Below are 18,257 nucleotides of genomic sequence, written 5' to 3' on the forward strand. Positions count from 1 at the left end.
CCCATGCCGCTGTCGCGACTCGCTGGCGCGATCCTGAGACGCCCGCCCCTGATGATCGTCGGCGCCCTCGCACTGTCGGCGGCCGTGGCGACGCTCACCGTCCTCTCGCTCTACGAAATGCGGATGGACGCGCTGGCACGGGCGCGCGATTCCGCCGACAACGTCTCGCTGATCCTTCAGCGGGACATTGCGCGCAACCTCGAAGTCTACGAACTGTCGATGCAGGCGGTCATCGATGGCGTGCGGGACCCGGCCATCCTGGCGCTGCCGCCGACGATCCGGCAGCTGGTGCTGTTCGACCGCTCGACCAACGCGCAGGATCTGGGCTCGCTGCTGGTCACCAACGCCGCCGGCGACGTCATCATCGACTCGCGCTCGGTGCCGCCCCGGCGCATCCACATCGGCGACCGCGATTACTTCAAGATCCAGCAGCAATCGGCGGATGTCGGCCTGTACCTGAGCAAGCCGTTCATGCCCCGCATCAACGGCGTCGAGACGTCGATCGGCATCAGCCAGCGCCTGAACGGACCGGACGGCACCTTCAACGGCGTCGTGGTCGGCACGCTGCGGCTCAACTACTTCCGGCGGCTGTTCGACGGCGTGAGCCTGGGCGAGCACGCCGCCATCACGCTGGTCCGCACCGACGGCACGCTGCTGATGCGCCGCCCGTACGACGCGCACCTGATCGGCAGCGACCTGTCCGCCAGCCCGGCCTTCCAGATGCGCAAGGACGCACCGGCGGGCAGCCTGATCGTCACCGGGGCCATCGATGGCGTGGAGCGGCTGTTCAGCTACCGGCGCATCGGCGACTATCCGCTGATCCTCTCGGTGGGGCTGGCCCTCGACGACATCTACGCGGAGTGGCGCCAGCGGGCCTGGTGGATCGGCGGGATCGTGCTGCTGCTGGATGCCGTGCTGATCGGCATGTCGATCCTGTTCGCCAGGCAGCTGCGCCGGCGCATGGAGGCCGAGCAGAAGCTGGCATGGCTGGCCAACACCGACGGCCTGACCGGCCTGGGCACGCGCCGCGCGCTGGACGCGGCGCTGGAGGCGGAGTGGCAGCGCGCCAACCGGCAGGGCCGGCCGCTCGCGGTGCTGATGATCGACGTCGACGAATTCAAGCACTACAACGACCGCTATGGCCACGCCGCGGGCGATACCGTGCTGCGCACGGTCGCGCGCTGCGTCAACGACAGCATCCGGCGCCCCGGCGACTTTGCCGGCCGCTACGGCGGCGAAGAATTCTGCGTGCTGCTGCCCGACACCGACCTTGCCGGCGCCCAGCGGGTGGCCGAGATCATCCGCGCCACCGTGCTCGCCGCCGGCGAGCCGAACGCCGGCAGCGCGCACGGCAGACTCACGGTGAGCATCGGCGTCGCGGCCCACGACGGCCGCGGCGACACCGGCACCACCCCGGCGCGGCTGCTCCACCACGCCGATCTCCAGCTCTACGAAGCCAAGTCCGGCGGACGCAACGCCGTGATGCCGCGACAGGAGCGGCCACGGCTGGCGGTGGTGTAGGCCCGTCACGCCGCGCGGCGGCATCGCAAGACACCGAACGCCCAGCCCGCGCCCGATGCCCTCGGGCAAACGCCGCACGAAGCACAGGCGAGTGTCAGCATCGGGGCGTACAGTCTCGCCCCGGACCGGACCGCGTGGCCCGGAACGCGCCACACGATCGGCATCGCACATCCCCCCAATACATCGACACAGAAGCACGATGGAACCCGCAACCGCAGTCGGCACCCGTGCAACCGACCCTCGGGAAGAACGTTTCCCCCCCTCCAAGCGCAACCCCTTGCGGACCCTGCGCGTCACCGTGTGGGCTTCATGTGCCGTCGGTTTCGCGATCGGCGCGCCGGGCACGCACGGCCAGCCGACCCATCTGCTCGTCCTGGCCGTCGGCCTGCTGCTCATCCTGCTGCCGGTGGACTGGCTGCTGCGCAGGCAGCTCCGCGCGGGACGCAGCCTGATCACCATCACGGGCGATGCCATCGCGTCCGCGGCGTTCAGCGGCAAGGAGAAGCGCTTGCGCTGGAGCGAGATCGAAAACATGACGGTGGAGACGGTCCAGAACGCCCCCTATCTCGCCTTCCGGCTCAGGGCGGCCTCCGGCACGGCGAGCAAGCGGCGGTTCCGGTTCGGGCGTGACCGGTCCAAGCGCATCCTCGCGCTGTCGTCGTTCGACACGGCCGACCGCGAGCGCCTGGTGGACTCCATCCAGATCCACCTGCGCCTGCGCGGCGGCATGACCGGCACGCCATCCATGCCGGTGAACCCGTTCAAGGCCGAGCGCCAGTTCGAAGAACAGCTGGCGGCCCTGGCGCCCCGGCCCCACCTCACCCACGCGCTGATCGCGCTCAATGTGCTGGCCTGGCTGGCAACGCTGGTGCTCGGCGGCAATCCGCTCCAGACGCCGACCGACGTGCTGTTCAACCTGGGCGGCAATGCGGCCTTCGAGGTGCAGCAAGGCGAATGGTGGCGCCTGCTGAGCGCCACCTTCCTCCACGCGGGCGTGCTCCACCTGGCGGTCAACATGATCGGCCTGTACGCGGCGGGGGTCACGGTCGAGCGCATCTACGGGCCGGTGGCCTACCTCCTGATCTACCTGGGCGCCGGTCTGCTCGGCAGCGCATTGAGCCTGTCGTTTGCCGCGCAGCACGCCATCGGTGTCGGCGCGTCCGGCGCGGTGTTCGGCGTGGCCGGGGCGTGGCTGGTGGCTATCCGCCAATACCGTGGCCGGATGCCGGAAACGCTGAGCAAGCGGCTGCTCACGCAGATCGGCTTGTTCGTCCTGTACTCCCTGGTGCAAGGACTGACCAAGCCGGGCGTGGACAACGCCGCCCACGTCGGCGGCCTCATCGGCGGCTGCCTGCTGGCGTGCATCCTGCCGGCACGGCTCGACATGGACCGCTACCGCCGACGGCTTCCCGGCCGCGCCGCCATGGCGCTGGCGGCCACCGGCGCGGGCATCGCGGTGCTCGCCATGCTGGCACCGCGGGCCGCGCTCGACCATCGCCAATTCTTCGCCAGCGCCGAGGCGGTCGCGCGCGGCTTCAGCGCCGTCGGTGCCGCGGCGCAGGCCACGGAATCGGACCAGCAGGCCTTTGCCGCCGGACGCCTGTCGGCGCGCCAATGGGTCGAGCGCAATCACGCCGTCCACGTGCCGGCGCTGCGGCAGGCCACGGCCACGCTGCGCTCAGCCAGGCTCGCGCAAGGCGACCCGCGCGCGGACCTGCTCCGCGACACCCTGCTCTACGCCGACCTGACGGCCGAAGCAATGGAACTGACGGTGATGGAGACCCCCGAGAGCCGTGACCCCGTGTCGACCGACCCGGCTCGCCTGGCGCACGTCCAGCGCCAACTGGAAGCGGTCGGCGAGCGGCTCACGCGCGATGCCGACGCGTTGCGGCGCCGCCACTTCAACTAGCGCACACCGACTGCTGCCTCGCCATCGCGCAAGCCGACGCCGCCGGCGCATCGGACGTCCGCCGCCAGCGGTCGTCCGACCACAACGCGCGGCGAGCTCGACGCGCGCCGGTTCCGAGCGTCGCCGACATGCCGCCGGTCGATGCCACGGATCATCGTGCCAGACCCGCGCACATCGCTGGCCTGCATCGGCCAAACCCGAGCGTCACGCCACCGGCACCGGTGTCGGCGACCTGCGCTGCGCGCCGTCACGGCTTTGGCCCGACCGATCCCTCTCTTCGAGGGGATAGAGAAATCCCCGACCCGCGACCGCGCTGCGCTTGCGCGGCGCATGGCGCCTTGCGGGCGGCATCGGGGCGCACCGCACGGGCCCGATTGCCAGGCGCGGCACGCGCACGCCATGCCGGCGAGCCGATGGATTGAAAGAACGCGCATTGGACAATCGATTGCCCCCGGCCTATCAACATCTGGACCGCGCCAGCCCCAAAAACGGGCCTCACCGTCCACCACGCCCAGCAAGACGTGCCGGTCTCCATCGCAGCAAAACCATCAGAACCAGAAGAAGGGAGGCCATCTTGATCTCACGTGTCCTGCGCATTGCCGCGCTCCTGGCGATGAGCCTGATCGCAAGCTGCGGCGGCGACAGCGGCGATGCATCGTCGCCGACCATCACCAGCAACCCCGCATCGGCCTCCGTCACGGAAGGCAGCAGCACGAGCCTTTCGGTCGCGGCCAGCGGCGGCTCGCTGTTTTACCAATGGCGCAAGGACGGCGTGTGGATCCTCGGCGCAACATCGAGCACGTACACCATCGCGCCCGTCGCCGCCAGCGACGCGGGCAGCTACGACGTCATTGTCTCCAATGCGGCCGGGGCCGTGACCAGCCGCGCCTCCACGCTCACGGTGACCGCGGCGACCAGCACCACCACCGCGCCCGCGCTGAGCCCGGTCGTCTACGCGGCGGCGCTCAATTTCTACAACACGCTCAGCGCGTCGCAGCAGGCCGCCGCGCAGCTGTCGTGGAGCCTGGACACCGCGCGCCGCTGGTCGAACCTGCCGAGCGCCATGGCCGCGCGCAGCGGCATCGCCTGGGCCGACCTGAGCACCACGCAGCAAGTGGCCGCCGGCCTGCTGCTCAAGGCGGCGCTGAGCACCACCGGCGCCAAGCTGCACCTGGGCCTGCAGGCCGCCGACGACTATCTCTACGCCAGCGGAGGCGGCAGCAGCTACGGCCACGGCAACTACTACATCGCCTTCATCGGCACGCCCTCGGCCAGCGGCTTCTGGATGCTGCAGCTCACGGGGCACCACCTGACGTACAACCTCGCCTTCAACGGCAGCTACAAATCGGCGGCGCCCATGTTCCTCGGCGTCGAGCCCAAGGGGGCCTTCACGCTGAACGGCACGACCTACGATCCGATGGCGGCGCAGCGCACGGCGGTCTCCAATCTGGGCGCGAAGCTCACCGCGTATGCCGGCGCGAAGCTCAGCGGCACTTACAGCGACCTGCTGTTCGGCGCCAACGGCACCGGCAACATCGACGGCACCTGCCCGCGCGACTACGCCAGCGTCACCGAGCACGGCCTGCTCTACGGCAGCCTGTCGGCAGGCGACCAGGCCCTGGTACGCACAGTCATCACGTCGTACGTCAACACGCAGGCCGCCGAGTATGCGAACGACCTGCTCAACGCCTACCTCGGCACCGCCGCGCTGGCCCAGACCTACGTCGCCTACGCGGGCGACGGCACCGTGGCCACAAAGGGGAACTACTTCCGCATCGAAGGCCCCCGCGTGTGGATCGAGTTTTCAGTGCAGAACGGCGTGATCTTCAACAGTGACATCCACTATCACAGCATCTGGCGCGACAAGTCCGCCGACTACGGTGGCAAGTGCATCAGCTGAGGCCGCCCCGCGGCGCCTGCGCGCCGTGTGGATCGGCCTGATCGGCATGCTGTGGGCCGTGCTCGCCGTGGCCCATCCGATGCCGGAGAGCCGGGTCTGGATCGACACCACGCCCTCGGGCCTGCGGCTGACGCTGCAGTTGCCGCTCAATCGCCTGGAGTACGGTTTCGGCCAGCCGCTGGCCGACCTCCCGGGCACCGTGCTGGCCCGGCACAGCGAAGCGCTGTCGCGCTACCTGCTGCGGCATGTGGCCGTCCGCAGCTATGGCAGGAGCTGGCAGGCCTCGCCCCCGCAGCTCACGGTGGTGGGCACGGACGCTTCCGCCGAGCTGGAGGCCGTGATGGATCTGCGCGCGCCCGACGACGCCGGCCGCCGCGCCCCCGCGCTGGTGTACGACGCCATCACCCACGAAGTCCGCACCCATCGTGTCCAGGTATTCCTGCGCAGCGACTGGGCCGGCGGCTTCGCCAACAAGCCGCCGCTGCTGCTGGGGGAGCTGAGCCATGGACATGGCCGCCTTCCGGTGCCGCTAGAGCCCGCGCGGACCGGCGCCAGCGTGCTGCGGCTGCTGCAGGAAGGCAGCCTCCACATTGCCGAGGGCACCGACCACCTGCTGTTCCTGCTGATGCTGCTGGTCGTGGCGCCGCTGGCGGCCAGCGGGCACCGCTGGAGCCGGGTGCGCCCCGTCAGGCAGGCACTGCGCCACACGGCGCTGGTCGTCACCGCCTTCACGGTCGGCCACACGATCACCCTGGTGCTGGGCAGCCTGGGCCTGGTGAGCGTGCCGACACGCCCGGTGGAAGTCGCCGTGGCGGCCACGATTGCCGTTGCGGCATGGCACGCCTGGCGTCCGCTGTTCGCCCGCGCCGAGGCCTGGATGGCGCTGGGCTTCGGCTGCATCCACGGCATGGCCTTCTCGGCGAGCCTCTCGGGCGCGGGCCTGACGCCGTGGCAGCACGCGCAGGCCCTGCTGGCCTTCAACCTGGGCATCGAGGCCATGCAGCTGGCCGCCGTCGTCGTGGTCATGCCTGCGCTGCTGGTGCTGGTCCGCACGCAGCCCGCGCGATCCGCCACCCTGCGGCGCGGCGTCTCGGCCATCGTGGGCGCGCTGGCCCTGGCTTGGCTCATCGAACGGCTGGGCCTGGCCTCCCTCGGCGCCCTGTCTTCCATCGCCGACGGCTGGCCCGTCCTGGCGCTGATCCCCAGCCTGCTGTGGCTCGCGGCGCTGGTCGGCGGAAGCGGGCGCCGGCTGCGCGTGACCGCCTCCGAAGACTGAACGGCCCGTGCCATGCGTGTCACGCCTGCCCCGGTGGTGTCCGGGGCGCGGGCGAATCTCGTACGCCGCGCCGATCGCGTAAAAGCGATACCGCTGCCCGCGCCAGGACTGTGATCGACGCCGGGCATCCTCACCGATGCGCTGACGCTGGGTCGCCCCGACTCACGCCGCTGCGGCCGCCTGCGCCATCGATTGGGCAAACAGCACACGCTCGGTGAACCTGATGGTGTGCGGATCGTAGTACGGGTCGGCCCACGCATCGGTCGCCTTCAGCACCAGCGGATGGGCGCGAGTCGCAGTGAACTGGCTCGCGCGGAAGCGATCGTGATCGAACAGCCGGATCGCCTCGATGGCATACGCCGTGACGATGGCCGGGTCGCGGATGGCGATCAGGCTGTCGCCGTTCTGCTCCTCGCCGCCGCGCGACAGGTTGGAGGCGCCGCAGAACACCACCGGCTGCGGCCCATTGAAATCGCACACCACGAACTTGCGGTGGATATGCCGGCCGGCGCCGGCATCGACCGCCTCCTTGAACGGCGCGGGCGCCTCGTCCTTCAGGTAGGCGAACGAGACGGTCTGCGACGGCACGTCGAACGCGAACAGCACCGCGCTGTCGCCTTGATACACCTTCACCTGGAACGAATCGATCGATGCGGGCATGGCAGCCTCCTGGCTAGCGTGGATGGGGCCGGGCAACCAGGTCTTATCGCGCCGCGATCGTGACAAATACGTGGTCGGAGTCTGCATGGCCGACCCGATTCAATTAAATCGCTTCCATCTGAAATTCATTACGCACATAACGCCGCGTTATTGACTGCCGCATTTCGAAAGCGCCGGCTAAAACAACTCTCAACTTTGTTCTGCATCCTGCGGAATCGACTGGCTGCCGGAAATTCGGACTTCTATAGTTGCAGCGCACAAAAAATATGTGCCTTTGCCTTATGGGTAAACGTTGTGCAGTGCAAGGTGATTCGTCGCCGCCTTGCGCTGATTCTGAATCCAGCATTGCTTTTTATTTTCCCCAGGAGAACACATGACCGATCTGACGACATTCCATTTGCCCGAACGCATTACCAACACGGAAGCCCACCGCGAGCTCGGGCAGGCCATGGTCAAGGCGTGGCGAACGGACGGCATTTTCCAGATCGCTTTATCGAAACCCCAGGAACAGACCACGGACGAGGCTTTCGCGGAAAGCCGGCAATTTTTCTCGCAGGATTTCGAAACCAAGAGCCGCCATGTCAGCGCGCTCACCTACAGCGGCTATATCGCTTCGCGCGAGGAAGTCACGGCCGGCGAGGCGGACTATTCCGAGATCTTCACGATCTGCCCGGACATCGGCCTGGAGGATGCCCGCGTGCGGGAAAACCTGCCGTGCCACGGCCCGGTGCCCTGGCCCGGCGCGGCCTATCGGGATCGCATGAAGGCCTTCATGGGCATGCTCGGCACGTTCGGCGAGCGCCTGCTCCAGCTCATCGCGCTGGGCCTCGACCTGGACGACATGGACACGTTCACCCGCCTGACCCAGGACGGCTGGCACCATATGCGCGTGCTGCGCTTCCCCACGGTGCAGTCGTCGGAGAACGCGCGGGGCATCGGGGCGCATACCGACTACGGCATGCTCGTCATCGCGGCGCAGGACGATGTGGGCGGCCTGTATGTCCGCCCGCCGATCGAGGGCGAACGGCGCAACCGCAACTGGCTGCCATCGGAAAGCACCGCGGGGGTGTACGAGCACGACGACGGCTGGAACTTCATCAAGCCGGTGCCCGCCGTGCTGACGGTCTTCCCCGGCGACTTCCTGCAATTCCTGACGGGCGGCCATCTGCTGTCGACGCCGCACAAGGTCCGCCTGAACACGCGCGAGCGCTTTGCCATGGCCTACTTCCATGAGCCGAACTTCGACGCGTGGGTCGAGCCCCTGGAGGCGGACGCCGCCGTGGCCCCCATCCACTACGGCACGCACTTCACCAACATGTTCATGCGCTGCTACCCGAAGCGCATCACCACCCGGCGGATCATGGAGAACGGGCTGCTGGACAAGCTGCCCACGCTGAGCGAACTGGCCTAGCCAAGGTGCGCGCGGGTTTCAGGTGGCCGGCAGGCGCACTTGAAGCCCGCGCTGCGGGTGGGCACGGGATCGTTTGGGGGGTCGGCTCGCCGGCGCCCCCTGTCCGGCCGCGCCGATCAGTGATGCGCGTGGGCCAGGCCGCCCGCGCCATCGCTCAGGCCGATCGCCACGTTCTGCATCATGCCCTGGTCTTCGTGGTCCAGGATGTGGCAATGCAGGACGAACTCGCCGATGTAGCGCTCGTAGCGGGTGCGGACGATCAGGCGGTAGTACTTCTTCTGCGGCGGGTTGGTGAGGTTGTCGTTGGGGGTGAGGTCGGTCTTGACCCACAGCGTGTCCTTCCACGCGCCCTTGAGCCCGGCGAACTGGTTATCGCCGTCCGCTTCCACGTAGCCCGGCACGCTCACATCCCTGCCCTCCGGGTCCAGGACGGCAACGATCTGGAACGGATTGACGTGGATGTGGAAGGGGTGGCTGACGCTGTAGGACCGAAGCTCCCATTGCTGGGCCTGGCCCAGGATCAGGGGCCGGTCGACGCGGGCGGGGTTGTAGGGCGACGCGCCTTTCGGTACCCACTTGCCGGTGGACCCTTGCACGACCTCGAAACTGTTGCCCACGGTGAATTTGAACGCGTCGGGCTTCGGGTCGATGCCCGTGCCCAGGTAGAACACCATTTCCTGCTGCGGGGTGTTGCGGACTTCCTGGTCCGTGATGGTCGGATGCGGCACGAAGCGGGTCAGGCGGATGGCGGGCTTGCCGTCGGCGTCCCTGGCCGTCAGGTCGCGGATGATCGTGTCCCGCACGTCGGCCGGCATGTGGCGCCGCGCCGAATCGACCAGGGTGTGGACCAGCGTGCGCGTCGGATCGCCCCGGGCGGCGTCGCCGCGCACGGTCACCACGCCCAGCATGCCGCGCGGCGTCGCCGACCGGCTGACCGTGGCGGAGCCGGGTTTCGCCACCTCGGTGACGCAGTAGTTCCCCGGCTCGGGGAAGACCACCAGCAGGTCGTAGCGATAGCCCGGCTGCAGCGTCACGGTCTCGGTGGTCATTGTGTTGCCCATGGTCAGGCCATCGGCGGCCACGACCTGGTACGGCACGGTCGGCCCGGTGCAGACGCTGTCCAGGAACTGCGCCATGCCCGCCTTGGTCGGGCGCGCGTTGGCCGTCGCGGTGTTCGCCATCTTGCGGAACTGCACGGTGATGGTTTCGCGCACGCCGGCATGGATCAGGCGCCAGCGTTCCGCCCGCCCCGTCCGCGCATCGGCGAAGGTCGGCATGACCTTGCCGTTGATGCTCGTCCAGCGGCCCGATTCTTCCCAGCTGTCGGGCCCCATGTAGTCATAGGAATCGATGATGCCGATCTGGCTGGGCTTGCAGTCCCACGTCTGCTTGCCGTCGGCATCGAGGCAGTAGTACTGGATCTGCTGGAACAGCAGCGTGCGATCCATGAACGGCCGGCCATCGTGATCCACAAGCAGGGTGTCGAGGTCGCCGTTCACCCTGGGCGTGGGCTTGCGGTTGCCGTGGATGACCAGCGCGCCCGCCATGCCGCTGGCCACCTGCAGCGCGGTCGAGCCGTGGCGGTGCGGGTGATACCAGAAGGTGCCCGCCGGATGGTCGGCCGGAATGTTGTACTCGTACTGGAAGCTGGTCTGCGGGTTCAGCGACAGCAGCACGTTGTCGCTATTGCCGGTCGGGCTGACCCACAGGCCGTGCGAATGCAGGTTGGTGCCGTTGTAGCAATGCGGCTGGTCCGGCGCGGTATCGCCGTTGCAGCCCTCGCTTCCCTTCAGCTTGTTGTGCAGCGTGATGCGGACGGTGTCGCCCGGCGTCACGTCGATCTGCGGGGCGACGAACGCGTCCGATGTCACGCCGGTGCCGATATAGCCGCGCAGGCTCACCTTCTGGTAGCGCTGCTGGCTGGGGTCGTACAGCATCCCGCTCTTGTAGTCGATGTTCAGATCGAAGGCACGCTCCCTGCCGGCGTGCGGCTCGGGCGTGGTCGCCAGGCTGAGCGCCGACCGGCCGCGCGGCACCCCGGGCGTGGTGGCGGCCTCCTGGGACGGCGCCACTTGCGGCAAGGAGGGCGGGTTGGTGAAGAGATTGTCCATCTCCTGCGCTGCCGCGGGCGACAACACCAGCCCGCTCAGGAACAGGACACCCAGTGCGGCGGCACACCGTATCCTGCCGCCGGCGCATCCTCCCGCCGGGTTCGCCGGGCGGCGTGCCCGGTGCTGGTCAACACCTGGTTCTCTGTTTTGCATCGTCCATCCCCCTCCATCAGCAGCGATCCGCTGCGAATCGCTCCGCGCCGCCCTCGTGAAAGCGAGGTGCGGCAGCGGAACACCTGGTTGTTCCGGCAATGCCGGAGGCCCCTGACGCGCGCGCTGCACGCCGTCCGAAGTGATCCGCTCTGGACAGTAGTAAAGAATGGAACGTCTGTCTTACCGCAAGACGTTATGAACTCAAGATTCAGATGACGTTACGCTCGAAAAACGGCAGGTGATCGAGCGCGCGCGCAAAAGCCGGCCTCGCTCAGGTTGAGCGAACGGTGTCCGCCGACATCTCGAGTATTTGGCGCCGGGCGATTGCGGCATCCCGTGCCCCGAGAATCCCGTGGCGGAGAACGCGATGGCGTCCCCGATCACGCCGCCGCCAACGATGACGATGACCCGGGCGGCGGGTTCATCAGTGTTTTCCTACGCAGGCCCTGATTTTCACCAGCACTACCTGCAAACCTTAAGGAGCAAGGGGTTCAGGTCTGGGTCGCGATGATGGAAGCCCCGGCTGACTCGGTTCTGCCCATGAAGGGATCGCTGATACCGGGTGCTCGCCCCGTGAACACCAAGGCCGCGCGCGACCACAGACCTGACAAGCGTTACTGGCGCTTGCTCCCCGCGTCACCACTTTGCAGCGGTGCATAGCTCAGCCCTTCGATCGCCGTTTGTGCTGTCGCCGGATCCGCCAGGGTCGGCACCACCCGACCAACCGCCAGCCCCACCGACACCGCTGTGCGAACGTATTTCGTCTCGCCCGCATCCAGCGCCAGGCTCAGCGTCTTTTCCGTTTCTGTCGCCGTCGATACCGTGTAGTGCCCTGCCGGCCTGTCTACGTAGAAGAAGCCACCGGGCTTCGATTCCCCCACGGTCTCGCCGTTGAGCTTGATGTCCGGCTGCACCGCTGCTCCGATCATCGAACTCGATCGGAAGAAGTACAGGCGACCGTTCTGCGGCGCAAGCGTCGGGATTGAAGTGGCCATCTCCCGATAGGACGGGCCGCTCGCGCAGCCCGCCATCGTGACAAGGGCTGCGGTACACAGCAGAAGGGTCCGACTCAGCTTGTACATCAATGTTCTCCAAAGGTTAGGGAAAAAGGCGAATCGAGCGGTGAGAAATGCGCCTCACCTGGCAAATAGAACCCCATCAAGTCGGCGCCGGACACAACCAAGTAGGCTTCGTGTACTTGGCGCCCCTCAATGGTGAAGATGCCGTCCACCGGGCGCAGCACCTCGCCCTGCGGCAATGAACCGACCGGTCGCCAGCGCGACCCTTCGGCCAGCTTGCGCTTGTAGCCGGTGGACAGCCGCACGATGACCGTGCGTTGCAGCACCCGGATCGGTTGCATCGGCGACGCCAGTGCGTTCAGGTGCGCGTCCTGCACCGGCACAGCCGGCGCGCAACCGGCCAGGAGCGCGACGATGAGCGGCATCGACATGCTCAGGCACCTGGCCATCGAGACTTGGAATGGTGAGGGCATGGGGAATGTTTCGAAAGGTCATGTTTGGGCCCGCCAACAGCACGCAAGACGCACGGACGCGCCGGCCATGAACGCGCCGAGCCGTCCGTGAACTTGGGGCCTGCAATCTGCGGGTCGTCGACCGGCACCGTTGCCGTGATCACGCCCGCCGTGGCGTCGAATCGACGGGTCGGACGTTTTCATCGGTTGTCCCGCGCGGCAATCGGTGCCAGCCCTCCTTACTGCTGCACGACTTTCGCCTGCTTGAGCAGCCCACCCACCACCTGCACCGTCACGCGCTCCAGCTCGGCCGTCTCCAGCGCCTGCCGGATCGCCGGCCGGACCGTGTCGTACCCCGGCACCTGCGTCGGCCGCGCGGCCTCCACCTTGACGATGTAGCGCTGGCTGCCCGCTTCGACCGGCGCGGTGCTCGTCGCGCCGATGCCCAGTGCCGCGATCTCGCGCGCCAGCGGCAGCGGCAGGTTCTGCGTCTTGCCCTCTTCCACCGGCACCTTGAAGCTCACCCAGTCCATGTCGCCGCCGCGCACCTTGTTGGGCGCCGTGCTGTACTGCTGGGCCAGCTTGGCGAAGTCGCCGCCCTGCTTGAGCTGCGCGAGCACCTGCGCGGCGGTCACATCGTCGCCGAGCTGGATCACGCGCGCCTTGTACTCCTTGTCGCCCAGGCTGGCGACGATGGCGTCGTAGCGCGCCTTGACCTGCTCTTCGGTGATGGGCGCGGGCTTGATGTTGTCCTTCAGCCAGGCCTGGGTGATGACCGCGTCGTGCGCTTCCTGCATGGCCTGCTTGACTGCCGGCAGCTTGTCGTAGGCCGGGTTCTTGGCGGCCTGCTGGCGGAACAGCTCGCGCGCGATCAGTTGCTGCTTGAGCGCCTGCGCGATCTGAGGATTGGCCTGCGCGCCGCTCTGGGCGATCACGCGATCCAGTTGCTCCTGCGTGATCGGCATGCCGTTCACGGTTGCAATGACGCCCGGCGACAGACCGTCGGCATAAGCGAACGGTGTCGTTATGGCGAAGGCTACCGTGAGGGCAGCGATGGTGATCTTCAAGAATTGGGTAGGACGATTCATTTTGGTTGCTCGCTAAAACGAGTAGTTCATTGTGGCCAGCAAGACCGTTGCCTTGCTGCCAAGTTCCGCGGGTTGCACCAGCGCGCGCCCAAGCAGCAGCTCGCTGGTGAAGGCATGCTTGCCGGCATTCGCAGCCAGCCGCACACCCATGCCGGTGCCGGCCAGGTACTGCCAGTGCTGGTTCGCCACCAGCTGCGTCTGTCCGCCGTCCAGGAAGACATAGGGTTCGATGCGCACGCCGGCCAGCACGGGCACATTGCCCCACACCACTTCGTTGCGCAGCGTCAGGCCACGATCGCCGCTGATCAGCCCCTCGCGGAAGCCGCGCACCGAGCCCATGCCGCCGGCAAAGATCTGCTCCGAGCCGAACAGCGCGACGTTCGACCACTGCGCCAACACCTGCCCGCGATAGGCCAGCGCGGCGCGGCCGATGGCGGGCAGCGGTAGCTGGGTGCTGGCGTTGCCGTCCAGCTTCCAGAACTGGCTGTGCGCCTCGTCGCGCGTGATGTCCGGTGCGTCGTGACTCGCATTGAGCGCGTCCATGCCGCGTGATAGCCCCGCCTCCCAGGTCGCATAGCCGCCCTGGTTGCCGACGGCGAACTTGCGCAGCCCGTTGATGGCCACGCGCAGCACTGACAGGCTCTGCGGATCGAACAGCAGGTTGTTGACCTCGCGCTCGCTGCGCCGGTGCGTGAGCGTGACGTCGAACGCGGTGCGGCCGCCCGGGTCGCGCTCGATCACGCGGTTCCAGCCGAAGGTATGCGCGAACGTGCGGCCATAGAGCAGCGCGGTATCGCCGATCAGGCTGTTGTACTCCGACAGCGAGCCGGTATAGCTGAAGGTGTTGTAGCCGAACGGCACGGCCGCCGAGACGATGGCCGCGTTGGTGTCGCGCGTGCCGATGTACGACAGCGACACGGCTTCCTGTAAACCGAGCGCGTTGTCCGCGTCGATGCCGGCGCGCAAGCGCGTGGTGCCGGTGGCGCGGCTGCCGTAGTTGTCGGTGCCGGCGCTGAAACGGAAGCGATCGCCCGGTTGGTTGGCCAGTGCGATCACGGAACCGCCCGGCGCCTGGCCCGGCAGGATCTGCACCTCGGCCTGGTTGCGGCGCAGGCGGTTGATCTGGTCGACGCCCTGCTCCAGATCGGACAGCCTGAGCGTGTCGCCCACCGCCGGCATCGACCACACGGTGCCGGCATCGGTCAGCCAGCCGCCGGCCTGCGGTCCTTCGGCCAGTTTGGCATCGGGCACCGTGGTACGGACCGTCTTGCCGTTGATCTGCAGCGCCTCGACCTTGCCCGGCACCACGGCGATGGTCAGCACGCCCACCTTGAGGTTCTGCGGCGCCAGGTAAGCGCGCGTGGTGACAAAGCCGCGCGCGACGAACGCTTCGGTCAGCCGGCGCAGCAGCAGGTTGATGCGGTTGGTGCCGAGCGCGCGGTTCACGAACGGCTGCGTGACACGTTCGACGGTGTCCGCATCCAGCACCGTGTTGCCGGTCAGCTCGATGCGGTGGATGTCGAAGGTCGTGCCCGGCTCGGCCACCGCATCGACAGCGGCGTCATCGGGCACCGACGGCGCGACGGCGATCTGCGGCGCGGGCTGCGTGGCCTCGCGGCGGCGCTCGGTTTCCTGGCGCTCGCGCAGGGCGCGCTGGGCCGGGTCCTCAAGGAGCGGCCCCGGCGGCGCGGGTGGAGGAACTTGTGCCTGGGCGGCCATTGCCCACAGCAGTGCCGCTGCCAGCGAGAAAGGCTTCAATCTCATCGAACAGCCCCTCACTGCCACAGCCACGACGTCAAGCCGACATGCGACTCGACCGACACCGGCTGCCGCGACCTGGCCCGCACCGTCACGATGCCGTTGCTGGCGGTGACGCTCTGCCCGTCGAAACTGCCGCCCTCGATCTGGCCCTGACCGTTGATCGTCAGCGCACCGCCGATGGCAAACCAGTTACCGCCCACGTCGGCCGAATACAGGCGCGCCCACGTATCGCCGAAGAATGCCTTGAAGCCACGCTCGCGCGCCAGCGCCGTGTAGCCGGTGATGCCGACCGCGCGCACCTTGGGCGCGGTCACGGTCATGCTGCCGACGGCGAGCACCTGCCCGCCGATGTTCTCGGCCAGCGTGCCGGCCCGGATGGCCAGCTTGCCCGCCGCCGAGATCGTACCGCCCGTGGTCGACACCGTGCTCGACGCCTCACTGCGGCAGAAGATCATGCAGCTGCGGCTGAAGTGCGCCGAGCCCGTCGCCAACGCCTCGTTATGGAACACGTTGGCGGCCGTGATGGCGATATCGCCGCCGTTGGAGAGCACCTGCCCGCCGACGTTGCTGACATTGCGGCCGCTGACCACCGTGCCCGTCTGCGACACGAGATACGGCACCTGGCCCGTCTGCGGAATGGAACCGTAATCCACATCGAGCCCCGCGCTGTGGTTGCGCAGGAACAGCCAGCGCGTACCGCTGCTGGTCCAGGCCACGGGCTGCTCGCCGTTGGCGCCGGCGGTCTTGTCCAGCGTATTGAACACGTCGCCCTGCGCGGCCAGCGTCAGCTTCGCGTTCGACAGGATGCGGCTCTGGTGGTTGACGATGTCGCCGCCGGCGCGCACCACCACGTCATCGTCCTGGCCGAAAACGATGCCCTGCGTGCTCGCGGTGGCATCGTTGCGCACTGCGCCGGCCGAAATCAGCGTGACCGCGCCTTCGGAGGCCGATTGGCCGGCGTTGCGCGTCTTGCCCTGGATCAGCCCGCCGAGGTTGACGAGATCCGCATCGCTCCGGATCACCACCCCGCCGTTCATGGCCGCCACCGACGCCGGCAGCGCCGACGCCGCGAGGTTGACGCTGCCGCCGTGGATCGTCGCATTGCCTGCTGCGATGACGTTCGAGTCGGTCTGCGCGTAGGCACCCGTGGCATTCAGCGTCACATCGCCGCCCGAGGACTGCACCGTGGCCGGCGTGCCATTCACCGCGCTGAGCGCGATGGAAACGGCCTGCACCGTCGTCCCGCCCGTGCCATCGATCTTGCTACCCGCCACCTGCACCGCACCGGGCGCGGTGATCGCGACCGTGCCCTGCTGCGAAATCCATCGGCTCGCGCCGGACGCATCCGCGCCGAACGACAGCGCCCCGACCTGCGCGACCACGTTCTGGGCCGCCGTCAGCTGCGTCGCCGTCATCGACACACCGGGCCCGGCATCGAACAGGCCGATGCCGCCCGTCGCATTCAGCGTGCTGTGGTCGATCGCGACCGGCTCGGTGTGCACTTGCCCCGCCGCGCCGATCACGATGCTGCCGGCCTGCGACGCCGTGCCCGCCGACAGCGCGGCGCCATCGAGGTGGACCTTGTTCGCACTCACCTGGAGGTTACGACCGGCCGCCAGCACACCATTGCCCAACAGACCCGCCGAACCGATCAGCACATCATTGGCCGCACTGACGCTGCCGCCGCCCAGTTGCAAGTCACCCGTGCTGCTGATGACGAAATCGCCGGCCGTCGCAAACGCCGCGCCGGCATGCCGCACGCCCGCGCCCTGGTCCGTGACCAGCAGCTCGATCCGCCCGCCCGTGAGCGACCCGCCCGACGCGATGTCGATCGCCAGCCCCAGCGGCCGGCCCGACCCGGTCGTGCTGTAGGTGACCCACGGGTTCAGGTTGTCGGTGGGCGACACGCTGGTATCGATCTCCGCCCGGCTGTCGCCCGCGACGATGCGCACGCGGCTGTTGGCATCGGTGAAGCTGTTCTGCACCGCGCCCGCCACGCGCACCTGCTTGGCGATCAGCTCCAGGTTCAGCATCGCCCCGGCCAGGCCGCCCGGGCCGATGTTGATGGCGCCGGCGCCGGCGCCGGTATTGAGCACCACGTTGCGCTGCAGCTGGCCGGCGCCCGTGGTGAAGTCGTTGAACGACACCTGGCCCGTGGTCAGCGCCACATTGCCCGTGTTGGTGAACGAACCGCCATCCACCGTGATGCCGTTCGGGTTGGCGATGATCACGTTGGCGCGCGGGCCGAGCACGGCGATGTTGCCCTGGATCAGCGACGGGTCGGTGCTGGTGACCTGGTTGACGATGGTGCGGGCGCGGACGGTTGCGTTGTTCAGGTCAGCGCCCACCGTGCCTACGTTGAAGGAGGTGTAGGTGTTGTGGGAGACGCCTGCGGTGCTGGGGGCGATGTTGACTACGGGGCGGCCATTGGCGCCTGTGGTGACCGTGGTGGCGGTGCCGCCGTCGGGGACGATGCCGGCGGCTACGGCGACCGGCGGGACGAAGACGGCGCAAAGGCCGAGGAGCGCGGCCAGGTGGGCCGGGCGGTGTGGTGACTGCACGAGACGCTTCCCCTAAAACTGCTTGTTTTGTTGTTGTGGCGGCGACCAATCGCTCACGCCGCCCAGCCGATTAACGATGATTGTCTGGATTGACTCTGATGACGCGATAGCCTTGATCGATTAGCAGGTTCTGCAGCCAATACTGCCCTCGGAGGGCACAGTAAATGTTCTTGGCGATAACCAGCAGCAGAGCGATGCCGAAAGCGGAAGGATGACCGCATTGTTCGCCATAGAGACACAACAACCCTGCGACTCCATCGACTGCGGTCAGCCGGCCACCGTGGGCGATCAACCCTTCCGAGTATGCCCAGAAGGTTCCGAAGAACAGCGCCACCCAGCAAAAACCAAGCTTTATCTTGCGTTCTGGCCTTGTGGGGTGGACAAATATACTCAAGGATGACATCAATAACCGGCCAACCACTTCTATACGTGGTT

The 18,257-nt window shown here is 67.8% G+C and carries 13 protein-coding genes; 5 read left to right on the top strand and 8 right to left on the bottom strand.

The genetic code is table 11. From position 1 onward, the window contains the following. Positions 1 to 3: 3 nt before the first annotated feature. The 4 genes from GO999_RS21535 to GO999_RS21550 all read left to right on the top strand — a co-directional run bounded on the left by GO999_RS21535 (position 4) and on the right by GO999_RS21550 (position 6,606). Positions 4 to 1,521 (top strand): sensor domain-containing diguanylate cyclase, encoded by a 1,518-nt coding sequence (locus GO999_RS21535; protein ID WP_028861952.1) that lies wholly within the window; start codon positions 4 to 6, stop codon positions 1,519 to 1,521. A gap of 298 nt (positions 1,522 to 1,819) precedes the next feature. Next, positions 1,820 to 3,430: a rhomboid family intramembrane serine protease gene (locus GO999_RS21540; protein WP_249215083.1), complete on the top strand. Its 1,611-nt coding sequence runs from the start codon at positions 1,820 to 1,822 to the stop codon at positions 3,428 to 3,430. Positions 3,431 to 4,004: 574 nt separating this feature from the next. Continuing rightward, the gene (locus GO999_RS21545) at positions 4,005 to 5,330 is read left to right on the top strand and encodes a DUF3500 domain-containing protein (RefSeq protein ID WP_211906843.1); all 1,326 of its coding nucleotides are present in this window, start codon (positions 4,005 to 4,007) and stop codon (positions 5,328 to 5,330) included. Positions 5,331 to 5,355: 25 nt separating this feature from the next. Continuing rightward, on the top strand, positions 5,356 to 6,606 hold the full coding sequence (locus tag GO999_RS21550) for a HupE/UreJ family protein (protein WP_211907200.1): 1,251 nt from the start codon (positions 5,356 to 5,358) through the stop codon (positions 6,604 to 6,606). A gap of 162 nt (positions 6,607 to 6,768) precedes the next feature. Here the strand turns inward: GO999_RS21550 and GO999_RS21555 are convergent, their stop codons facing one another. Next, positions 6,769 to 7,266, bottom strand: coding sequence for a phospholipase D-like domain-containing protein (locus tag GO999_RS21555; protein ID WP_111395271.1), 498 nt, complete (start codon positions 7,264 to 7,266; stop codon positions 6,769 to 6,771). Positions 7,267 to 7,639: 373 nt separating this feature from the next. Here GO999_RS21555 and GO999_RS21560 point away from each other — a divergent pair, with 373 nt between their 5' ends. Further along, on the top strand, positions 7,640 to 8,677 hold the full coding sequence (locus tag GO999_RS21560; protein ID WP_028854668.1) for a 2OG-Fe(II) oxygenase family protein: 1,038 nt from the start codon (positions 7,640 to 7,642) through the stop codon (positions 8,675 to 8,677). A gap of 116 nt (positions 8,678 to 8,793) precedes the next feature. Here the strand turns inward: GO999_RS21560 and GO999_RS21565 are convergent, their stop codons facing one another. The 7 genes from GO999_RS21565 to GO999_RS21595 form a co-directional block, all read right to left on the bottom strand. Next, positions 8,794 to 10,941 (bottom strand): multicopper oxidase family protein, encoded by a 2,148-nt coding sequence (locus GO999_RS21565; protein ID WP_211906844.1) that lies wholly within the window; start codon positions 10,939 to 10,941, stop codon positions 8,794 to 8,796. Positions 10,942 to 11,555: 614 nt separating this feature from the next. Continuing rightward, the gene (locus GO999_RS21570) at positions 11,556 to 12,023 is read right to left on the bottom strand and encodes a DUF2846 domain-containing protein (protein WP_071092600.1); all 468 of its coding nucleotides are present in this window, start codon (positions 12,021 to 12,023) and stop codon (positions 11,556 to 11,558) included. Beyond that, complete coding sequence (locus GO999_RS21575; protein WP_028854671.1) at positions 12,023 to 12,409, bottom strand: hypothetical protein; 387 nt, start codon at positions 12,407 to 12,409, stop codon at positions 12,023 to 12,025. The genes GO999_RS21570 and GO999_RS21575 overlap by 1 nt, the downstream gene beginning before the upstream one ends. A gap of 242 nt (positions 12,410 to 12,651) precedes the next feature. Continuing rightward, positions 12,652 to 13,500, bottom strand: coding sequence for a peptidylprolyl isomerase (locus tag GO999_RS21580; RefSeq protein WP_211906845.1), 849 nt, complete (start codon positions 13,498 to 13,500; stop codon positions 12,652 to 12,654). 12 nt (positions 13,501 to 13,512) lie between these two features. Then, entirely contained in the window at positions 13,513 to 15,264 is a 1,752-nt protein-coding gene (locus tag GO999_RS21585) for a ShlB/FhaC/HecB family hemolysin secretion/activation protein (RefSeq protein WP_211906846.1), read from the bottom strand. 11 nt (positions 15,265 to 15,275) lie between these two features. Continuing rightward, positions 15,276 to 17,822, bottom strand: coding sequence for a two-partner secretion domain-containing protein (locus GO999_RS21590; RefSeq protein ID WP_211906847.1), 2,547 nt, complete (start codon positions 17,820 to 17,822; stop codon positions 15,276 to 15,278). Between the two features lie 70 nt (positions 17,823 to 17,892). After that, positions 17,893 to 18,225, bottom strand: coding sequence for a hypothetical protein (locus GO999_RS21595; protein WP_011004784.1), 333 nt, complete (start codon positions 18,223 to 18,225; stop codon positions 17,893 to 17,895). Positions 18,226 to 18,257: the final 32 nt, after the last annotated feature.

Origin of the sequence: Ralstonia nicotianae (genome assembly GCF_018243235.1) — a bacterium.
GTDB lineage: Bacteria > Pseudomonadota > Gammaproteobacteria > Burkholderiales > Burkholderiaceae > Ralstonia > Ralstonia nicotianae.